This window comes from Dehalococcoides sp. UCH007, assembly GCF_001010485.1.
GTDB lineage: Bacteria > Chloroflexota > Dehalococcoidia > Dehalococcoidales > Dehalococcoidaceae > Dehalococcoides > Dehalococcoides mccartyi_A.
Genome location: NZ_AP014722.1, coordinates 46,744 through 65,298 on the forward strand (window position 1 = coordinate 46,744; position 18,555 = coordinate 65,298).

17 protein-coding genes, 1 tRNA gene and 2 rRNA genes are annotated in these 18,555 nt (G+C 47.6%); 10 read left to right on the forward strand and 10 right to left on the reverse strand.

Annotated elements, in window-relative coordinates; all coding sequences use genetic code 11:
- The first annotated feature begins 265 nt into the window (after window positions 1–265).
- From UCH007_RS00255 to UCH007_RS00300, 10 genes are all read left to right on the forward strand, one after another.
- Window positions 266–3,216 (forward strand): 23S ribosomal RNA (locus UCH007_RS00255).
- A 100-nt stretch (window positions 3,217–3,316) separates the two neighbouring features.
- Window positions 3,317–3,434, forward strand: a 5S ribosomal RNA gene (gene rrf, locus UCH007_RS00260).
- A gap of 180 nt (window positions 3,435–3,614) precedes the next feature.
- On the forward strand, window positions 3,615–6,089 hold the full coding sequence (locus UCH007_RS00265; RefSeq protein ID WP_023651721.1) for an ATP-dependent Clp protease ATP-binding subunit: 2,475 nt from the start codon (window positions 3,615–3,617) through the stop codon (window positions 6,087–6,089).
- Between the two features lie 122 nt (window positions 6,090–6,211).
- Entirely contained in the window at window positions 6,212–6,601 is a 390-nt protein-coding gene (locus tag UCH007_RS00270; protein WP_023651722.1) for a hypothetical protein, read from the forward strand.
- A gap of 62 nt (window positions 6,602–6,663) precedes the next feature.
- A complete protein-coding gene (gene radA, locus UCH007_RS00275; protein WP_012881409.1) occupies window positions 6,664–8,052 on the forward strand; it encodes a DNA repair protein RadA in 1,389 nt (462 codons plus the stop codon).
- On the forward strand, window positions 8,039–8,722 hold the full coding sequence (locus UCH007_RS00280; protein WP_023651724.1) for a 2-C-methyl-D-erythritol 4-phosphate cytidylyltransferase: 684 nt from the start codon (window positions 8,039–8,041) through the stop codon (window positions 8,720–8,722). The genes radA and UCH007_RS00280 overlap by 14 nt, the downstream gene beginning before the upstream one ends.
- Before the next feature lie 5 nt (window positions 8,723–8,727).
- Window positions 8,728–9,201 carry a 2-C-methyl-D-erythritol 2,4-cyclodiphosphate synthase gene (gene ispF, locus UCH007_RS00285; RefSeq protein WP_046960732.1) on the forward strand — a complete coding sequence of 158 codons (474 nt, stop codon included), beginning with the start codon at window positions 8,728–8,730 and terminating at the stop codon, window positions 9,199–9,201.
- A 3-nt stretch (window positions 9,202–9,204) separates the two neighbouring features.
- Window positions 9,205–10,578 (forward strand): cysteine--tRNA ligase, encoded by a 1,374-nt coding sequence (gene cysS, locus UCH007_RS00290; RefSeq protein WP_046960733.1) that lies wholly within the window; start codon window positions 9,205–9,207, stop codon window positions 10,576–10,578.
- A 107-nt stretch (window positions 10,579–10,685) separates the two neighbouring features.
- A tRNA-Ala gene (locus UCH007_RS00295) sits at window positions 10,686–10,761 on the forward strand.
- A gap of 34 nt (window positions 10,762–10,795) precedes the next feature.
- A complete protein-coding gene (locus UCH007_RS00300; protein ID WP_046960734.1) occupies window positions 10,796–11,755 on the forward strand; it encodes a tyrosine-type recombinase/integrase in 960 nt (319 codons plus the stop codon).
- Here UCH007_RS00300 and UCH007_RS00305 read toward each other — a convergent pair.
- The 10 genes from UCH007_RS00305 to UCH007_RS00350 form a co-directional block, all read right to left on the reverse strand.
- The gene (locus UCH007_RS00305; protein ID WP_156171817.1) at window positions 11,752–12,171 is read right to left on the reverse strand and encodes a hypothetical protein; all 420 of its coding nucleotides are present in this window, start codon (window positions 12,169–12,171) and stop codon (window positions 11,752–11,754) included. The two genes, UCH007_RS00300 and UCH007_RS00305, sit on opposite strands and share 4 nt — an antisense overlap.
- Window positions 12,172–12,173: 2 nt before the next feature.
- A complete protein-coding gene (locus UCH007_RS00310) occupies window positions 12,174–12,818 on the reverse strand; it encodes a Panacea domain-containing protein (protein WP_046960736.1) in 645 nt (214 codons plus the stop codon).
- Between the two features lie 149 nt (window positions 12,819–12,967).
- A complete protein-coding gene (locus UCH007_RS00315; RefSeq protein WP_046960737.1) occupies window positions 12,968–14,128 on the reverse strand; it encodes a hypothetical protein in 1,161 nt (386 codons plus the stop codon).
- Window positions 14,129–14,237: 109 nt separating this feature from the next.
- A complete protein-coding gene (locus tag UCH007_RS00320; protein ID WP_046960738.1) occupies window positions 14,238–14,804 on the reverse strand; it encodes a DNA cytosine methyltransferase in 567 nt (188 codons plus the stop codon).
- 164 nt (window positions 14,805–14,968) lie between these two features.
- Window positions 14,969–15,514, reverse strand: a complete 546-nt coding sequence (locus tag UCH007_RS00325) for an AAA family ATPase (RefSeq protein WP_046960739.1) — start codon at window positions 15,512–15,514, stop codon at window positions 14,969–14,971.
- 3 nt (window positions 15,515–15,517) lie between these two features.
- Window positions 15,518–15,844, reverse strand: coding sequence for a hypothetical protein (locus UCH007_RS00330; protein WP_046960740.1), 327 nt, complete (start codon window positions 15,842–15,844; stop codon window positions 15,518–15,520).
- Window positions 15,845–16,366 (reverse strand): hypothetical protein, encoded by a 522-nt coding sequence (locus UCH007_RS00335; RefSeq protein WP_156171819.1) that lies wholly within the window; start codon window positions 16,364–16,366, stop codon window positions 15,845–15,847.
- A 49-nt stretch (window positions 16,367–16,415) separates the two neighbouring features.
- The gene (locus UCH007_RS00340; RefSeq protein WP_046960742.1) at window positions 16,416–16,646 is read right to left on the reverse strand and encodes a hypothetical protein; all 231 of its coding nucleotides are present in this window, start codon (window positions 16,644–16,646) and stop codon (window positions 16,416–16,418) included.
- Window positions 16,646–16,942, reverse strand: coding sequence for a hypothetical protein (locus tag UCH007_RS00345; protein WP_041330395.1), 297 nt, complete (start codon window positions 16,940–16,942; stop codon window positions 16,646–16,648). Before UCH007_RS00345 ends, UCH007_RS00340 begins: the two co-directional genes overlap by 1 nt.
- Window positions 16,942–18,525, reverse strand: a complete 1,584-nt coding sequence (locus UCH007_RS00350; protein WP_046960743.1) for a hypothetical protein — start codon at window positions 18,523–18,525, stop codon at window positions 16,942–16,944. Before UCH007_RS00350 ends, UCH007_RS00345 begins: the two co-directional genes overlap by 1 nt.
- Window positions 18,526–18,555 lie beyond the last annotated feature (30 nt).

The window sequence follows — 18,555 nt, forward strand, 5'->3', positions numbered from 1 at the left end:
GCGCCTTTTAAATAGCTTAAAAATCTGAAAAAATCTCCAAGGTTTTTCCCGCTGAACGTGGGGCCGCCCTTGACAGCGGCTAAAGCAATGGGATATAATACCCTTCGCCTCTGAATGAGGCAGAGAGATAAATGATAAAAATAGCTACATAGAAATTAGTTTAAGGTGAATCCAAGCTCGCGGCTTGGTAATGTTACCAAGCCGCTTTATATTTGTTACGCACTTTAAAAACTGAATACTACGGGTTAATATCAATTCCGAAGCAGGTCAAGCAGGTAAGGGCACATGGTGGATGCCTTGGTATCAAGAGCCGATGAAGGACGTGGTAAGACTGCGATAAGCCTCGGTCAGCTGTCTAACAAGCTTAGCCGGGGATTTCCGAATGGGGCAACCCGCTCAGGCAAAACCTGAGTACTCCCAGCTCAACACATAGGCTGGGTAGAGGTAAGTGGGGGAAGTGAAACATCTCAGTACCCCGAGGAAAAGAAATTATTCTCCTAGTAGCGGCGAGCGAACGGGGATGAGCCCAAACCTTGTAATCTTAGTGGTTCTGTGACCTATGTTTACAAGGGGTTGAAAGAAGAATCTGGTTTGTGCAGAGCAAGCCGAGAAGTTACAAACCTAACCCTATTAGAAGGTCCCTGGAACGGGCAACCACAGAGGGTGAGAGTCCCGTAAATTAAAGGGTGTAGGCTTCTGATTCTTTCTTAAGTACCACGAGACTCGTGGAATCTCGTGGGAATCCGCCGTGACCACATGGCAAGGCTAAATACTCTTGATGACCGATAGTGAACTAGTACCGTGAGGGAAAGGTGAAAAGCACCCCGAGAGGGGAGTGAAATAGAACTGAAACCGTGTGCCTACAAGCAGTCAGAGGAGCGTAAGCTCTGATGGCGTGACTATTGAAGAATTATCCGACGAGTTACTCAGTGCAGCTGGTTAAGCAATTAAGTTGCGCAGCCGAAGCGAAAGCGAGTCTGAATAGGGCGTTTTAGTTGTACTGAGTAGACCCGAAGCCGGGTGATCTATCCATGGCCAGGGTGAAGTGAAGGTAATACTTCGCGGAGGCCCGAACCAGTCAACGTGGCAAAGTTGTTGGATGAGCTGTGGATAGCGGTTATATGCCAAACGAACCCGGGGATAGCTGGTTCTCCTCGAAATGCATTTAGGTGCAGCCTCAGGCGTTCATTAATGGAGGTAGTGCACTGGATAGACTAGGTGGGAGAGATCCTGTCAACTCTAACCAAACATCGAATGCCATTAATCAAAGCCTGGGAGTGAGACTATGGGGGCTAAGCTCCGTAGTCAAAAGGGAAACAGCCCAGACCATCAGCTAAGGTCCCTAAGCGCAGGCTAAGTGGGAAAGGAAGTAGCATTGCCTAGACATCCAGTAGGTTGGCTTAGAAGCAGCCACCCTTTAAAGAGTGCGTAATAGCTCACTGGTTGAGTGGTGTTGCGCCGACAATCCAACGGGGCTTAAGCCTGTCACCGAAGCTATGGATCTACCTATATGGTAGATGGTAGAGGAGCGTTCCCTCGGCAGTGAAGCAGGAGTGTAAACAACTGTGGAGCTTAGGGAAGTGAGAATGTCGGAATGAGTAGCGCAAGGCGTGTGAGAAACACGCCCACCGTAAACCTAAGGTTTCCTACGCAAGGTTAATCCGCGTAGGGTTAGTCGGACCTAAGCCGAGGCCGAAAGGCGTAGAGCGATGGACAGCAGGTTATTATTCCTGCACCACCGTTGTGGAGGTAAAGGGGGGACACAGGAGGATAGATCAGGCATGCCCATTGGACATGGCGTGTCGCTGAACCCTAGACGTTTCAGAATAGGCAAATCCGTTCTGGAGTTAAGTTGAAGTTCAGTGGAAGGTGCGGAGAGATCCAAGCCAATCTGGTTGAGTCCAAGCTGTCGAGAAAAGCCTCGTTACTGTTGAAGCAATGGTGACCGTACCGCAAACCGACACTGGTAGGTGGGGGTAAATGTCCCAAGGTGATCGAGATAACCCTCGTTAAGGAACTCGGCAATCTAGCCCCGTAACTTCGGGAGAAGGGGTGCCCTCGCGAGAGGGTTACAATAAAGTGGCTCGAGTGACTGTTTAACAAAGACACAGGTCTCTGCAAAAGCGAAAGCTGAAGTATAGGGGCTGACACCTGCCCAGTGCTGGAAGGTTAAGGGGAGGAGTTAGGGCAACCGAAGCTCTGAACCGAAGCCCCAGTGAACGGCGGCCGTAACTATAACGGTCCTAAGGTAGCGAAATCCCTTGTCGGGTAAGTTCCGACCCGCACGAAAGGTATAACAACTTGAGCGCTGTCTTAACGAGGGACTCGGTGAAATTGAATTACCCGTGAAGATGCGGGTTTCCCGCGACTGGACAAAAAGACCCCGTGGAGCTTTACTATAACTTGCCATTGAGTCTGGGTTTATCATGTGTAGGATAGGTGGGAGGCTGAGAAGCCAGGGCGCTAGCCTTGGTGGAGCCAACGTTGAAATACCACTCTTGATGGATCTAGCCTCTAACTCTAGAACAAGCTAGAGGACAGTGGCTGGTGGATAGTTTGACTGGGGCGGTCGCCTCCTAAATTGTAACGGAGGCGCCCAAAGGTTCCCTCAGGGTGGATGGAAATCACCCTAAGAGTGCATTGGCATAAGGGAGCTTGACTGCGAGACATACAAGTCGAGCAGGGACGAAAGTCGGGCAAAGTGATCCTACGGCACCGAGTGGAAGGGCCGTGGCTTATCGGATAAAAGCTACCCCGGGGATAACAGGCTTATCTTGCCCAAGAGTTCACATCGACGGCAAGGTTTGGCACCTCTATGTCGGCTCGTCGCATCCTGGGGCTGGAGTAGGTCCCAAGGGTCCGGCTGTTCGCCGGTTAAAGCGGCACGCGAGCTGGGTTCAGACCGTCGTGAGACAGGTCGGTCTCTATCCGTCGTGGGCGTCTGGAGATTTGAGAGGGTCTTTCCATAGTACGAGAGGACCTGGAAGGACAGACCAATGGTGTGTCAGTTGTTCTGCCAAGGGCATTGCTGAGTAGCCAAGTCTGGTTTGGATAAGCGCTGAAAGCATCTAAGTGCGAAGCCGGCCTCAAGATTAGATCTCCCATCCCGGGCAACCGGGGGTAAGACCGCAGGTAGACTACCTGCTTGATAGGCTGCATGTGTAAGTACGGTAACGTATTAAGCTGAGCAGTACTAATGGTCGAGGGCTTGACCTGTTTCTGAATTGATATAAACCCATGTATTCAGTTAATATAGTGTAAACAAATATCGCTTGGATCAAGGTTAACAAGTGAATTAATAGCGTGCATCCGCTCCCCTGGTGGTTAGAGCGGGGTGGTACCACCCGTTCCCGTCCCGAACACGGTCGTGAAACGCCCCAGCGCAGACGATACTTAGGAGGCAACTCCTTGTGGAAAATATGCCACTGCCCGGGGAGCTTTGCTTTTTTCTTCACTTGAAAGCAGAGCTCCATTTTCCCCTCTGATATTTAGTTAAAAACTAGGCCCGTTAAGGGTCTTTTTTTATTTCAAAGCTAATGCACCCTATTTGCCTTTACACTTTCTTTTTGGCTGAGCTATAATAAGAGTACTAACCGAGTGAAAGTAAAAAAATTATGTCTAGTAGATTTGATAAATTTTCTGAAAGAGCGCGCCGGGTTCTTACCTATGCACAGGAAGAGGCCCAGAGCCTTAACCATAACTATATCGGTACCGAGCATATTCTGCTGGGGCTGGTAAGGGAAGAAGAAGGCGTGGCTGCTCGAGTACTGGTCAACATGGAAGTAAATTTGGCCAAAGTACGTTCTGCCGTTGAATTTATACTTGGGCGGGGCGAACACCCGGCTACCTCTGAAACCGGTCTTACCTCCAGAGCCAAAAAGGTAATAGAACTGGGTATTGATGAAGCCAGAAACTTGGGGCACAACTATATCGGCACTGAGCACCTGCTTTTAGGTTTACTGCGCGAAGGCGAAGGAGCAGCAGCCGGTGTGCTTGAGAGTTTCGGGGTTACTGTTGAAAAGGTACGCACCGAAGTGGGGCGTATTTTAAATCAGGGCTTAAATAAACCTAAAACCAGCCGTACAACTCCCAGCCGGACCCCCCAGCTTGACCAGCTGGGCTTTGACCTTACGGCTGCTGCCAGAACCGGCAAGCTTGACCCGGTTATCGGTCGTGCCAAAGAAATAGAGCGGGTCGTTCAGATTCTTTCCCGCCGTACCAAAAATAACCCCGCACTTATCGGCGAACCCGGTGTCGGCAAAACCTCCATTGTAGAGGGGCTTGCCCAGCGGATTGTTTCGGGTGACGTGCCGGAAACTCTGGAACAAAAACATATAATTTCTCTGGACGTGGCCTCACTGGTAGCTGGTACTAAATACCGGGGTGAATTTGAGGAACGGCTCAAGAAAGTTATTGAAGAGATTAAAACCGCAGGCAATATAATCCTGTTTATAGACGAATTTCATACCATGGTGGGTGCCGGTGCCGCCGAGGGTGCGGTAGATGCCGCTAATATCCTCAAGCCCTCGCTGGCCAGAGGTGAGGTACAGGTAATAGGGGCAACCACCCTGGATGACTTCCGCAAGTATGTTGAACGGGATGCCGCACTTGAGCGGCGTTTCCAGCCGGTGCTGGTGGAAGAACCGGCCATAGAAGATACCCTGAATATTCTTCGCGGCATAAAAGAGCGCTACGAAGAGCATCATAAGCTTATCATCAGCGAAGAAGCTATTGCCGCTGCCGCCAATATGGCTGCCAGATATATACCTGACCGCTTTTTGCCGGACAAGGCTATAGATTTGGTTGACGAAGCTGCTTCACGGGTGCGGATAAAGAAGCGCACCAAGCCGGTCTCTCTGAAAGAGATGAAAGCCATAGAAGACAGCTACCGCCGGGATAAAGAAGCCGCTTTGGCTACCCAGCAGTATGACTATGCCTCCGAATTGCGTGAGCGTGAGCTTCAGATAGCTGAAAAGATACGCCGCATGGAAGACGAGTGGCAGAACGAACAGGCTATGGACAAGCCGGTAGTGGGCGAAGAAGATATTGCCCAGGTGGTCAGCATGTGGACGGGTGTTCCGCTGGTACAGCTTACCGGTGACGAAACCGAACGTCTTTTACATATGGAAGAAGCCCTGCATGAGCGGATTATCGGCCAGGAAGAAGCTATTGTTACCATATCCAAGGCTGTCAGACGGGCACGGGCCGGTCTTAAAGACCCCCGCCACCCCATCGGCAACTTTGTTTTCCTCGGGCCTACCGGCGTGGGTAAAACCGAGCTGGCACGGGCACTTGCCCAGTTTATGTTTGGTTCGGAAGATGCTTTGGTTCGGCTGGATATGTCCGAATTTATGGAAAAATTTGCCGTATCCCGTCTGGTGGGTGCGCCTCCCGGATATGTGGGTTATGATGAGGGCGGTCAGCTGACTGAAGCCGTTCGCCGCAAGTCGTACTGCCTGATACTGTTGGACGAAATAGAAAAAGCTCATCCTGATGTTTTCAACATACTTCTGCAGATATTTGATGACGGCCACCTGACAGATGCCAAGGGCAGAAGGGTGGATTTTCGGAATACCATTATTATCATGACCTCAAACATTGGGGCTGAGCTTATCCGCAAGGGCAGCGGGACTATCGGTTTTGCTACCCAGACAGATGAATCAAAGGCTCAGCAAACTAACTTTGAGCATATGAAAGACAAGCTGCTGGGTGAGCTCAAGAAGAGTTTCCGTCCGGAGTTCCTGAACCGCATTGACAGCGTGGTGGTTTTCCACTCGCTGAACAAAGAGCAGATTCGCAGCATTGTTGACCTGATGCTTAAGAGTGTTATCAAGCAGATGTCTGAAAAGGGTATCGGGCTTGAAGTGACTGAATCTGCCAAAGACCTGCTGGGCAAGAAGGGTTATGATGAGGTTTATGGTGCAAGGCCGCTGCGCCGCACTATACAGACCATGATAGAAGATCGTCTGTCCGAGGACCTTCTGCGGGCTAAATTTAAAGCCGGGGATAAAGTGATAGTGGATACTGCTGAAGATGAAATAATTGTCCGTCTGGCAGAGCCGGCTGAGCTTAGTCAGGCTACTTCGTAAAGGCTGGGCAGGGTGTAATTGATTATTTAAAAGGGGAGCTTTTAAAGCTCCTCTTTTTATTTTCTGGTAGAAAATAGGGCTTTGGCAGAAAAACTAATAGGACGCAGGGAGAATGCAAAACGGTGGCGTGTCCTTTACCCGAAGAGTTAAAAAGGAAACTGAATAACGGTTTGCTTCTCATGCGGACAGGCATGTGGGTTACCATATTCCTCAGCCTGCTGCATGGGTTTATTCTGCTGGAGTACCAGGCTTTTCAGATTGCCCTGATAGTTGCTTTGGGGGCTGGGTTTATAATGTGGTTGGGTATTATGCTGACTATGCGGATGCCTATGGCTGGCGGAGTGTTAGGTCTATGCTTTTCGCTTCCGCTTGCGGTGCTTACCGGGTATTATCTTTTCCAAGGGGTGTTGGTGGCGCCTTTGGCCGGGCTTTTATTCGGGAGTATATTTTATCAGGGCGGCTGTCTGGTAGTTATCGGTTCTTATGAATCATATCTCCGCCGGAATATCTGAAACTATTTTAAGCATCAGGGTTATCCTTGCTTTAGCGGATTAAATTGTGTAGTCTTTTGTATATGGAAAAAAGCCGTAGAGTTTATGTTTGTTCCAACTGCGGGCGTGAGAGCCTGAAGTGGCTGGGGCGCTGTCCCGGCTGTCAGGAATGGAATACCCTTGAAGAAACAACGGTTGTTTCACCTGTAGGACGTAAAAATGAACCTGCCCGTGTTATCAGCCCGGCGGCTGAGCTTTCCAGTCTGCAGGCAGCCGAAACCACCCGGCGGAGTTTATCTATTTCGGAGTTCAACCGGGTATTAGGCGGCGGCATAGTGCCGGGTTCGCTTATGCTTTTGGGTGGTGAGCCGGGAATCGGCAAATCCACTCTTCTTCTTCAGGTGGCGGCTTCGGTAGCACAAAGCGGCGGTAAGGTAGTATATGTTTCAGGGGAAGAAAACCCCGCTCAGATAAAAATGCGCGCCCAACGTCTTGGTATCAGCGGCGAAGGGCTTTTCCTTATGGCTGAGACCGACCTTAATGCCATTCTGGCTCAGCTTTCAGTCCTCAGCCCGTCATTGGTCGTTATTGACTCTATCCAAACTGTATTCCTGCCGGAGCTTGAGGCCGCACCCGGTGCTATAAATCAGGTGCGTGAATCAGCCCTCCGCCTTATGCAGTGGGCTAAAAGCAGCGGTGCCAGTGTATTTATAACAGCCCATGTTACTAAAGAAGGCAATATAGCCGGGCCGCGCATATTGGAACACATAGTAGATGTAGTCATGTACTTTGAGGGAGAGTCCCAGAGTGCTTACCGTTTAGTGCGTTCTGTCAAAAACCGCTTCGGTTCCACTAACGAAGTGGGTATATTTGAAATGAAAAGTGAAGGTCTGGTAGAAGTAGCTAACCCTTCCCAGATATTTTTATCAAATCGCCAGACAAACACGGTAGGCTCGGCTGTAACCGCTGTACTGGAGGGCAGCCGTCCTTTGCTGGTTGAGGTGCAGGCACTTACCAATACCACCAGTTTCGGCCAGCCGCGCCGCACTGCCAACGGGGTGGATTTTAACCGCACCCTTATGATAGCTGCGGTCCTCTCCAAACGCCTGTCCATGCGTTTAGGTACGCAGGACATTATTGTAAACGCCACCGGCGGTATCCGTTTGGATGAGCCGGCTGCAGATTTGGCTATTGCACTGGCTATTGCTTCCAGTTACCGGGATATCGGCGTATGCCCCGAAACTATCGCTCTGGGAGAGATTGGTCTTTCTGGGGAAATGCGGACTATTTCCCATCTGGAAAGGCGTCTTTCCGAGGCCAGCCGTTTGGGTTTTAAAAGGGCTTTGGTACCGGCCGGTGCTAACTGCCACAATGTACATAATATCCAGATAATTCCGGTTTCAACTGTCAAAGAGGCAGTGAGGCTGGCACTTACCGGGGTGAAAACGGAGACGGAAGATGTTTTTGAATGAAAAAGTCGGGGCAGTTATTGTAGCTGCCGGTCAGAGCCGCCGCATGGAGGGACAGGACAAAATATTTGCCTTGCTCGCCGGGAAACCTGTTCTGGCTCACACCCTTTCGGTTTTTCAAAAATCCCCGGAAATAGATGATATTGCTCTGGTTATGGCCGAACACAATATTGAAAAAGCTAAAGAGCTGATCAAAGAATATAATTTCAGCAAGGTAATTGCCGTATGCCCGGGCGGCGAACTCCGTCAGGACTCTGTCTGTTCGGGGCTGACTGCCTTGTGTGATTGCGGCTGGATAATAATTCATGACGGGGCGCGTCCCCTGCTTGATACTGCTTCCATACCCGAAGGACTGGAAGCTGCTAAACTCTGTGGTTCGGCTATTGCGGCCGTACCCCTCAAAGACACCATTAAAGAAATATCCCCGGAAGGGCTGGTAGAAAAAACCCTGCCCAGAGAAAAACTGATATCTGTCCAGACGCCCCAGGTATTCCGGGCAGACATTATCCAGAAAGCCTATCGCAGAGTGGGTGTAACCGCAACGGATGATGCCCAGCTGGTAGAAAAACTGAAGCTTCCTGTCAAGATATTCTCTGGTGCATATGCTAATATAAAGATAACCACACCCGAAGACCTGCTTATGGCAGAAATACTGCTGAAGAAAGGACGGTGAGCATAATGCGTGTTGGAAACGGTTATGACGTACATCGTCTGGCACCGGGGCAGAAGCTGGTGCTGGGCGGGGTGGAAATTCCTTTTGAGTGTGGGCTTATTGGCTGGAGTGATGCGGACGTGCTTACCCACGCCATTATGGATTCGCTTCTGGGGGCGGCGGCACTGGGGGATATAGGGCTTTACTTCCCGCCGGGTGACCCCAAGTTCAAGGGCATATCTTCACTTAAACTCCTTGAGCAGGTAACAGCCTTGCTGGCTGAAAAAGGTTTCGGGATAATAAACGTAGATTCAGTTATAGTAGCGGAGGAACCAAAGCTACGTGGCCATGTAGATACCATGCGTAAACACCTTGCCAAGGCCATGGGAATAGACCCGGGGCGGGTAGGGATAAAAGCCAGCACTTCGGAGCAACTCGGCTTTGTAGGCCGCGAGGAAGGCATGGCAGCCTGGGCAGTGGCCCTCGTAGACGAAAAATAGACTATGAAAATATATAACACTTTATCCGGCAAGCTGGAAGAATTTATTCCTCTGGAAGATGGCAAGGTAAAAATGTATGTCTGCGGCATAACCCCGCAGTCAGAGCCGCATATCGGCCATGCCATGAGCTATATAAACTTTGATGTAATCCGCCGTTACCTCAGCTACAAAGGTTACCGGGTAAAATATATCCAGAATTTCACAGATATAGATGACAAGATAATTGCCAAAGCCAACGCTCAGGGCATAGAGCCTTCTACCCTGGCCGAAAGAAATATAGGGGTGTTTCTGGATGCCATGGCCGCACTCAACATAACTCCGGCAGACTACTACCCGCGGGCAACTCAGGAAGTGCCCAAGATAATAGAAATGGTCTCCGGACTTATAGAAAAAGGCTATGCATACGAGGCAGGCGGCAGTGTCTACCTGCGGGTGCAGCAGGTGGAAGGATACGGCAAACTGTCCCACCGTACTCTGGAACAGATGATGGCCGGTGCCCGGGTGGAAATTGATGAAGAAAAAGAATACCCTATGGACTTTGCCCTTTGGAAAGCCACCAAGCCTGGTGAACCTTCCTGGGAAAGTCCCTGGGGATTGGGACGCCCTGGCTGGCATATTGAGTGTTCGGCCATGTCTCTGCGTTATCTTGGAGAGCAGATAGATATACACGGCGGCGGGCAGGACCTTATCTTTCCCCACCATGAAAATGAAATAGCCCAGTCAGAGTGTTTTAGCGGGGTCAAACCCTTTGTAAAATATTGGCTGCATAACGGCCTTCTCAAGCTTGGCGAAGAAAAAATGAGCAAGTCGCTGGGTAATCTGGTTACCATAAAAGAAGCCCTCAGCCACTATTCGGCTGATGCCCTGCGTATTTTTGTGCTTAGCTCCAGCTATCGTAATCCACTTACTTATTCTGAAGAAGCCCTGGAAGCGGCCGAAAAAGGGGCGGAACGCCTGCGTCAGACAGCCGCCAGACAGGATAATCCCCAAGCCAATGAAACAAATGTAGATGTTGAGACATACCGTGAGCGGTTTACCCAGTATTTGGACAATGACTTTAATACCTCAGCCGCTTTGGCTACTATCTTTGACCTCAGTAGGGAGTTAAACCGTATTGAAGCTGAGGGTGGTAAAAGTACGGACGGACAAAAACTGTTTAAAGAACTTGCAGATATCCTCGGGCTGAGTCTAAAAATAGCAGAACCCGAGACTGGGACCGATGCCGTACCTTTTATAGAGTTGTTGATAGAACTCAGAAAAGACCTGCGTCTGGCAAAGCAGTACCAGCTGGCAGACAAAATCCGTACCAGTCTGGATTCTGCCGGGATACTTCTTGAAGATTCTGCCGGTGGCACTGTCTGGAAAGCAAAAAAGTAAAGTAAAACACGGAATCTTGGGGTTAAATAATCGCCCCGAGGTTTTATTATAAAGCTAAAAAAAGTTGCACTTGGTGTCTATTTGTGATAGATTATCTATCTGTTGCTGGGGCCGTAGTTCACTTGGGAGAACGTTTGACTGGCAGTCAAAAGGTAGAGGGTTCGAATCCCTCCGGCTCCACCATAAAGCTAAAAAGCAGTCCGGTAGCCAAAAATGAATGCTTTCTTACCATTTAACTACATCTGGTTCTCACGAACAACCCCTAGCTAAAACCTACCATTTAACTAATTTCAAAAACCTTTCTGGAAGGCTAAATGCCTTTGTCTTGACGTGCAAAGTTGCTCGTCTTTCTCCCCATACTATCAATTATTACACCTATGCCTTAAACTCATTCCTTAGCTATTGTGCAACACTCGGCATAAACACAGTTGAGGAGATAGAAGCAAACCACGTCAGGCTTTACCTAGTCAAACTACAGGAGAGGAATAACCCAACCTCAGTACTTGATTACTACAAGGCTGTAAAACGCTTCTTTAACTGGCTTGTTGAGGAAGGTGTACTTTCAAAAAGTCCCCTGGCAACCATTAAGCCGCCTAGGACAGAACAAAAAGTAATTCGGCCGTTCACCAAACAACAGATAGCAGATTTGCTTACTACTTGCGGAGACAGCCCAACTGGGTTAAGAAACCGGGCCATGATACTTACCATGCTGGATACTGGCTTGCGTGTCTCTGAAATGGCAGCTATCCAGTTAAAAGATATGGATTTTGATAAAGAAACCATAATCGTAATGGGCAAGGGTGCAAAGCAGCGGATAGTTCGCATTGGACACAAAACCCAGGAATCTATTCTGCGATATTTACTTACCAGGCAAGACGAATGCCCGGCACTCTGGCTTTCAACTACCGGTACAGACCTTTCGACTGAAGGGATAAAGGTGGTAATCCGTGAGCTTGGCAAAAGAGCTGGCTTAACAGGTGTCAGGTGTAGCCCTCATACTTTCAGACATACCTTTGCTACTCAATCACTTATAAACGGAGCAGGGGAGTTTGAAGTCCAATCCTTGCTTGGCCATAGTACCTTGACTATGACCAAACGCTATACAGCCAGCCTGAGAAGTGAGTATGCTGTTCAGGAGCACAAGAAGTTTAGCCCCGTGGATAATATGAGACTTTAAATCAATTTTTTATAGATAGATTCGATTCTCTTGCTTGCTAATACACCGTTTGCAATTTTATTCCAAATATATTCAGAAATCTCTTCTATAATACGTAATTCATTTTTACTATTTTTTGTGATTAAGTCTTGAAGAGTTATGGTATGTAGTTCATTACAGTCAATTATTGAAGGAAATTTTAGAATAGGATATTCTTCCGGGCCAATAAACACCAGAGTATCCCTAGAATTATTATTGCAACTTACTACTCTAGAGACATTTTTTGTAATATATACATATATTAATATAGGATCAGATAGAGGGTTTTTGTTTAAGATAATACAGTAATGAGATTTCTCAGGGAATTCGTCTATAGGAAACAAATATACTGCGCCTTGCTTGATTTGAGCTCGAATGATTTCTGGAGGGAGATCCACCACTATATCGACCAGGCAATCTCGATCTTATTGCGCTCCACTATTTGTTCGCGTAGGCACTCTTTATCTTGGTCGCTTAGTTCAAATATCTTATCAATATCTTCTCGAGGATCGTCTAAGAAATCTATTATCTCCATATCAACCCGACGATTTCGCTTAGCTACTTTACTATGTTTTTGCCATTCAGGATAATCATGCGTCATTTCAGCAAGTCTAAATGGCTCTATTTCTCCGAATTTTTGCCAAACATAGTTTATTGCCTCTATATCTGTCTCAGAAAATAAATCCAAATCAGCGCTTTTAATCGAATTATATTCGATAGAGTTTTCACAGCCATTGTCAATTGGATGAATATATTCTCCTGCATATTCTAAATAACTATCGTCTAAATACGCATCAGATTCAGCAATATCACAGGCTAATGATGGCACAGGGCCAAGCTTCATCGCATAATAAGTATCATTTGAGATTAATCGCCCATATTTGCGCAAGTGATATCTATCGGCAAAGTAAATTAGCTTTAAAGCCTTTAATTTGTTTATTCTTCCCCCTGCTTTAATAGCAAGATAGTTCAATACCTGGACAATCTTTTGCATTTTCATGAACTTAATTGGATCATCACAAGTATACCTTCCATTGAAAGCCATTTTTACTCCTACCCTTCTAATGTATGGTATATCATTTGATAGTCAATATTAACATGAAACTTGAAAATAAACAACCATTGTGCTAAACTATATGCTCATTTTTTCAGGTTTTATATATAATAACAATATAAATTTTGTATAGTGGTATTTTAAAAGTTGTTAATGCATAATTCTGCTCCGATTTTGATTGCTTCCTCTACTAACTTAGGCAGTTTCTCATTATTCATACCGCCAACTTCTATAATCCGATTTTGAACTTCAACCCGGAATTCATCAGAGTTAAACCATTGTGCTGCTTCCTGATTCACTTGACTGGCGGCGTGTATAGTACCAGTTGAAACACAGCATAAAGCCGCAGCTGTCAAGAGTACTCCTCTGGCCTGCCTCATAAGGTGATCATATTTACACTTCTTCTGTTTATATCTCAACACCCCGTAGAGTTCTCCAAAGAAGCTATAACCTTCTTCTATTACATTCCACCAGTCTTTGATCTTCCATCTGTGGCGGTGGCTGTCATTACCCGGGGTTCTAATAGTAAGCCAGTCCTGAGCGCAGTATCTCCATATGTCGCTTATACGTTCAGTAAGAGACCAGAAATCATCAACGCTCATTTCCTTGAGAAAGTCACGTCTGCATTGGAATTCAACCCGGGTTACTGCGCTTACACCATCCCAGCCATTGGCTGACCAAAGGGTTTGAAACCACTCTTTTTGTGAGATAACAACTTCCAGGCTTTTATCATATATCCGGCTGATAATTGCACCCTGGCCGAAACGGTAACCAGTATCCCTTTTACCATTCACATAGTGTTCAGCCGGTAAGCTGCCATAGTATTCAGTCTTGCCTCTGGCCCGGGTTACTACGTCATTAGCCAGGTTTATTTGAGGCATATCCATTTGCAGGTCTATACACAGATCACACCGGGAGACTTTATCACCGGTTATAATAGCCCAGGTACTTAGCCAGTGTTTGAGGTCATAGACAACGTTACGTTCATTGAAAGACCAAAGATATTCGGCCCTGAAGGTTACATATAATTCAGGATAGATCCGGCCATTCTCCGGCTTTCTGGCAATACAGATGCTTACATCGGCGTTTTCAAGCACCCATTCATAGCCCTTAGCGCCTCTGGCATGGACTACAAAAGGCTTGCCGTACCAGTCTATACCTGTACCTTTACCACCAAAGAGCTTTTCGCCGGCTTCTTCTTTGGCTTGCTCAAGGATTTTAAAGCTCTCGGGGTCTCTGTATCCTGCTACGTTAAAACCTATTACCAGGCTATCTATTCCAGAACCAATAACTGTATACATTTTGCTGCCTGCCTTTATCCGGGTGTATTCATATGGCGTTTGCGACCTCCCTGTTAGTAGGTGAGGGAGGTCGCCGGTCTTCCCGGCATTTCTTAATCCCTTGATATTTTTAAATTCTTCCCCATTGTTCAGCCATAGCCCTTGCGATTCCAGGATATGTCCTGCTTCGATTCGCCGCTCTGTCACCGTGTTCCTGCAATACATTATGCAAGTAACCTTCTCTGCCGCTGAATTCGGCCATCAGCGGAGGAACACCCTTAAGCCATAAACAAGTTGCTTTCCGTGCGGCATCTCCATAATGATATGGCTGAATGATTTGGTCATAATGAAGACCAATCTGTTTTAATGCGTAGCTGCTGGGTATCGGATTTTCTACAACCAGCCTCTTGCATGGCAAGCCTAAACACCAACGAAAGAATTCAGCAGCTATTTGAAGCTGTTTCCATCTGTCTGGATATCTATGCAGCCACCTTACGCCTGCATTACAAAGGTAAGTGCAGGGCGGATGTGCAATAACCAGGTCGTAATCATGCCAATCATAGTCTCGTATGTCCCCCTGAATATGATTACCCGGTTGTTCAGCCGGTAAAATATCGCAGCTGACGGCGTCATGGCCAAGTGCTTCAAATGCACTGGCAACACGTCTGGATTTTTCACAAAGAACTGCTACCTTCATTTTGCATTCCTTTTTAAACTGTTCCCCCGACCTGAGTTTTCCAGTCTAGCCCTTGGTCAAGGCCTCGCCGCCCTGATCGGCTATCGCCGGATCTGGCGGCTTGTTACACAGCCTTGACTGGCAGGGCAACAGTAAAAACTGTTCAAGTCGGGGGATGTTCATTTTTAATAGACTGTCTGCTTCGTGTCATATAGCTTGAACACTTCAGAGGCCGGTGCGATTTCAAGCAAATAAGGATCTCCGCCAAACCGGCCATCTATGGTATAGATGACTATCCGGTCTCCGGTTATTTCGGGAAGAAGTGACATTATGGTTGCTTCACGGAATATCAGGTCTACGCCCAGGCCTTCGTGCATGGTGTATATAATGAGGTTATCCAGCTTCATGGTCTGCCAAATGTTAACCAGTACCTGGCTTTGCTGCTTACCGGTGTATCCCCGGTGGCTGAACAGCTGATCTGCTTCGTCTATAAGTATCAGCCAGCTTCGCAGCTCTTCTTCTTTCATTCGGGCCAGGAAGTCTATTATTTCCGAGTTGCGCTTCTGCTCTATGCCGTAAGAGGGAATAGAAACGTTAGAGATAACTTTGTCAGGTCTGAAATGGCCAAGTTTTATCTCATTAACAGCCAGGGCTACCATGCTGGCAGTCTTGCCGCAACGCATATAGCCCCGGATTTTTACTACTCCCTCTATCAGGCGGTCAGTTTCCATTTTTTACACCTTGCCGATTCCGAACTGGAAAAAGCCCTGCTTTCGTTTTTCTTCCAGGGCTACCGCTTCATACTTGGCAACTGTGGCCGCCTGATCTCTTACCAGAGTATCAGCTGTATGGGCGTATCTTTCGCATTGGTCTGCAATCTGGTGAAAGCAGGAAATGCCAAGTACCTCAGATGTCATATGACAGAGCTGTAGAGTCCTGGCCAAAGCTACCGGACAGTTGCGGTTAGTGGATGAATATTCCAGCATCTGGCTGGAAACATTTTTATTCCCCAACTGGCTGGGATGAATTCCGATTTTCTCCTGTTCTTCTAAATATGACATTTAACTGCCTCCAGCCGGAGGATTAGTCGGTATATAATCCCCTTCGGGTATTTCCGTGCCGTCAGAAGGGTTGTTTGCCGGATTGTCAGGATAGACCGGATTATCCGGTATGGTCTGTTCAGTGGCAGGCTCATTACTGCTGAGATTGAATATTTTGTCTTTGTTCTGAAGTACGAATAAGCCGCCGACAAAGATAGCCACTACCAGGAGAATGGTCATAAAGTTGATGGACATCTTCTTATTAAGCCCTTTTATCTCCTTGAGGGCGTCTGAAGTAATCTTGCCGTTTACAGCCTGGTCAAACATATTGCCGTCAAACATGGCTTGCCCGGTTACTACGTCATAATCTACCGCCGAGCCAAAGACATGGGCGAATAGGGGTCTGTTCCATAACTGAGGCACCCGGTATTCTTCGTCGTGTTCATGATAAACATGATGCTTGCCATTGAGACGGTATTCAAAATGCACACCCTTGTCTGTTACATCAGTAACCAGCCCTTTTTCCAACAGCCGTCTATCCATATAATTCACCAGTACATAACACCGGTTTGAGGGCCGGAATATTTCCAAATCACGCATTGTCTTCACCTCTTATTAAAATCATCATGGCCCAGACAAAACACCAGGCCATGCCAACCGCTATGCCTATCTTGGCAAACTGGGGTATAGCTTCATTGGGCAGCAGTGACATCAGGAGAAAGCCGCAGGCACTCAGCAGAAGCCAGCTGCCCCTGGCCAGTATTGCCCCGATAAAAAGCACTGCGAATACCACCAGGGTGATTATGAGTCCAATATCTATCATTACTCTGTACCTCTCAGCAGCTTAAGTACGATATAAACCAGGATATAGCCGATAGGAGTAAAGAGTATGATGTTAAACAAAACGGGCACGCCTTCCAGCTGGAAGGTTACAGCGCCCCACAGGAAGGCTACGCTGTCTCCTATCTTGGTAAAGGCATCGACTATACCCGTTGGCTGTTCTATGGGTACTCCGCCAGTGTAAGAGCCGACTCCGCCAATGCCGAAGTGAGCGCCCACCAGACTAAGCAGCATAACCAGCAGTACGGATAAAATCAGCAGCCCGTTATTGCTGAACATTACCCGTCACCACCCATCAGCCGCTTGCCGCTTCCCATCTGCCAGACTACAAAAGCACCCAGGGCAGCCAGTAAAAGCACCAGCCAGATATCTATCCACTGCATGGCAATAAACGCCCCCACAACTAACAGAGGGGTTACAATAGCCATTATACGTACTTTCCAGCACAGAGCTATGGAAGCAGCTACGCAGGTAAGCATAATAAGCCAGCGGACACCGCTATCCTGCTCCCCGATTTTACCTATCGTATCGGGTATTATTTGGAGTAAGTCACCGATAGTGGGAGTTTCCGGCGGCGGTACATAGAAAGCCCCGTTTACATAAGTAACTATGATATAGGGCTCTATCTTTACCGTATCTTCGCCCAGTGTTATATCCGAACAGCCGGGGCTTACCCATTCGTCAATATAAGCTTCCCCCGGATTCCAGAGTACATTATTGCTACTGTCATAAGAGGGATAGCCCAGCATGGCATCTTCCAGTATTACCCCGATGCGTAAATTGTCATTGTCATCTAAATAGGGGGTAAGCCAGGAGACTTGATTAGCCGAATCCCATTCTGTGGGTACTAAATCCCAGCTGTGCAGGCCGTTTGCCCCTTTATCCGCATCCGTTTGACCTGCCGGGTAATACTGGGTTGAGTTATAGGCATTGGCCATAAACCAGCGCCCGTCAGTCTGGCTTTCCAGATTTGCCGGGTTAAATACCAGTACCGCTTTGGTCTTATGGTAGATAGTGCCGCCCTGATGCAGGACTACCTCAATACTGCGTATCTTGGAGTTATCCAGCAGCCCTTCAAGGTTGAAGTACAGAATATTCCGGTAGTAATCATCTAAAGACATCAAACCGGTCATTCTGGTCACGCTGAAATACAGGTCAGCAGTTGTCTCATAAACTGTACTGCCATCAGTGGTCATTACAGCGCCACCGCTGTAAGGGTTATTGGTGGCACAATAAAACTTGTAGTAGTTTGAGGATGTGCCTGTACTGCACTGGCCAACTACCACATATTTAAGCCCTTGTTCTATGGGCAGATTGCTCATAGCCCAGGTGTAATTGGTAGTAGAGGTGCTTATTTGTGCCTGAGGTATTACTACACTGCCTATAAGCGCCCCTAATGATGTAGGCGTATTATAGGAATACAGCTTTAGTGTCAGGTCGCCCGGTGTGCCTGTTTTAGACACCTTGAATGTTATATATTGCAGTCCGCCCGAACCTAAAGCAGTAAACGACTGTCCTCTGATATATTGCCCGTATATCATGACGCTGTCTGAGGTGCTGGCCACATTCTGGGCATCAGTTACACTGCCGGCTGTAGAGCAGGTATAGCCGTTATAAAAGGTGCTGCCCCCGTCACCCAGCATTATTGAACTGGCTATTGAGGTCTGAAAAGGGTTGCCGGATACGGCCAAATCAGACCAGGTAAGGTTTAAGTTATCTGCATAATATTCATAGGCCGAGGTTGCTGTAAACGTCTTGGTTTGCAGCGTTTCGGCAGCAGATACCGTACCGGGCAGCATAGCAACCAGCATTACCGCCAGGCTGGATATTACCCTGATTATTCGTTTAATGTTTGTCTTCATTCCATTTGTCCTTTCTGTATTAATCTAACT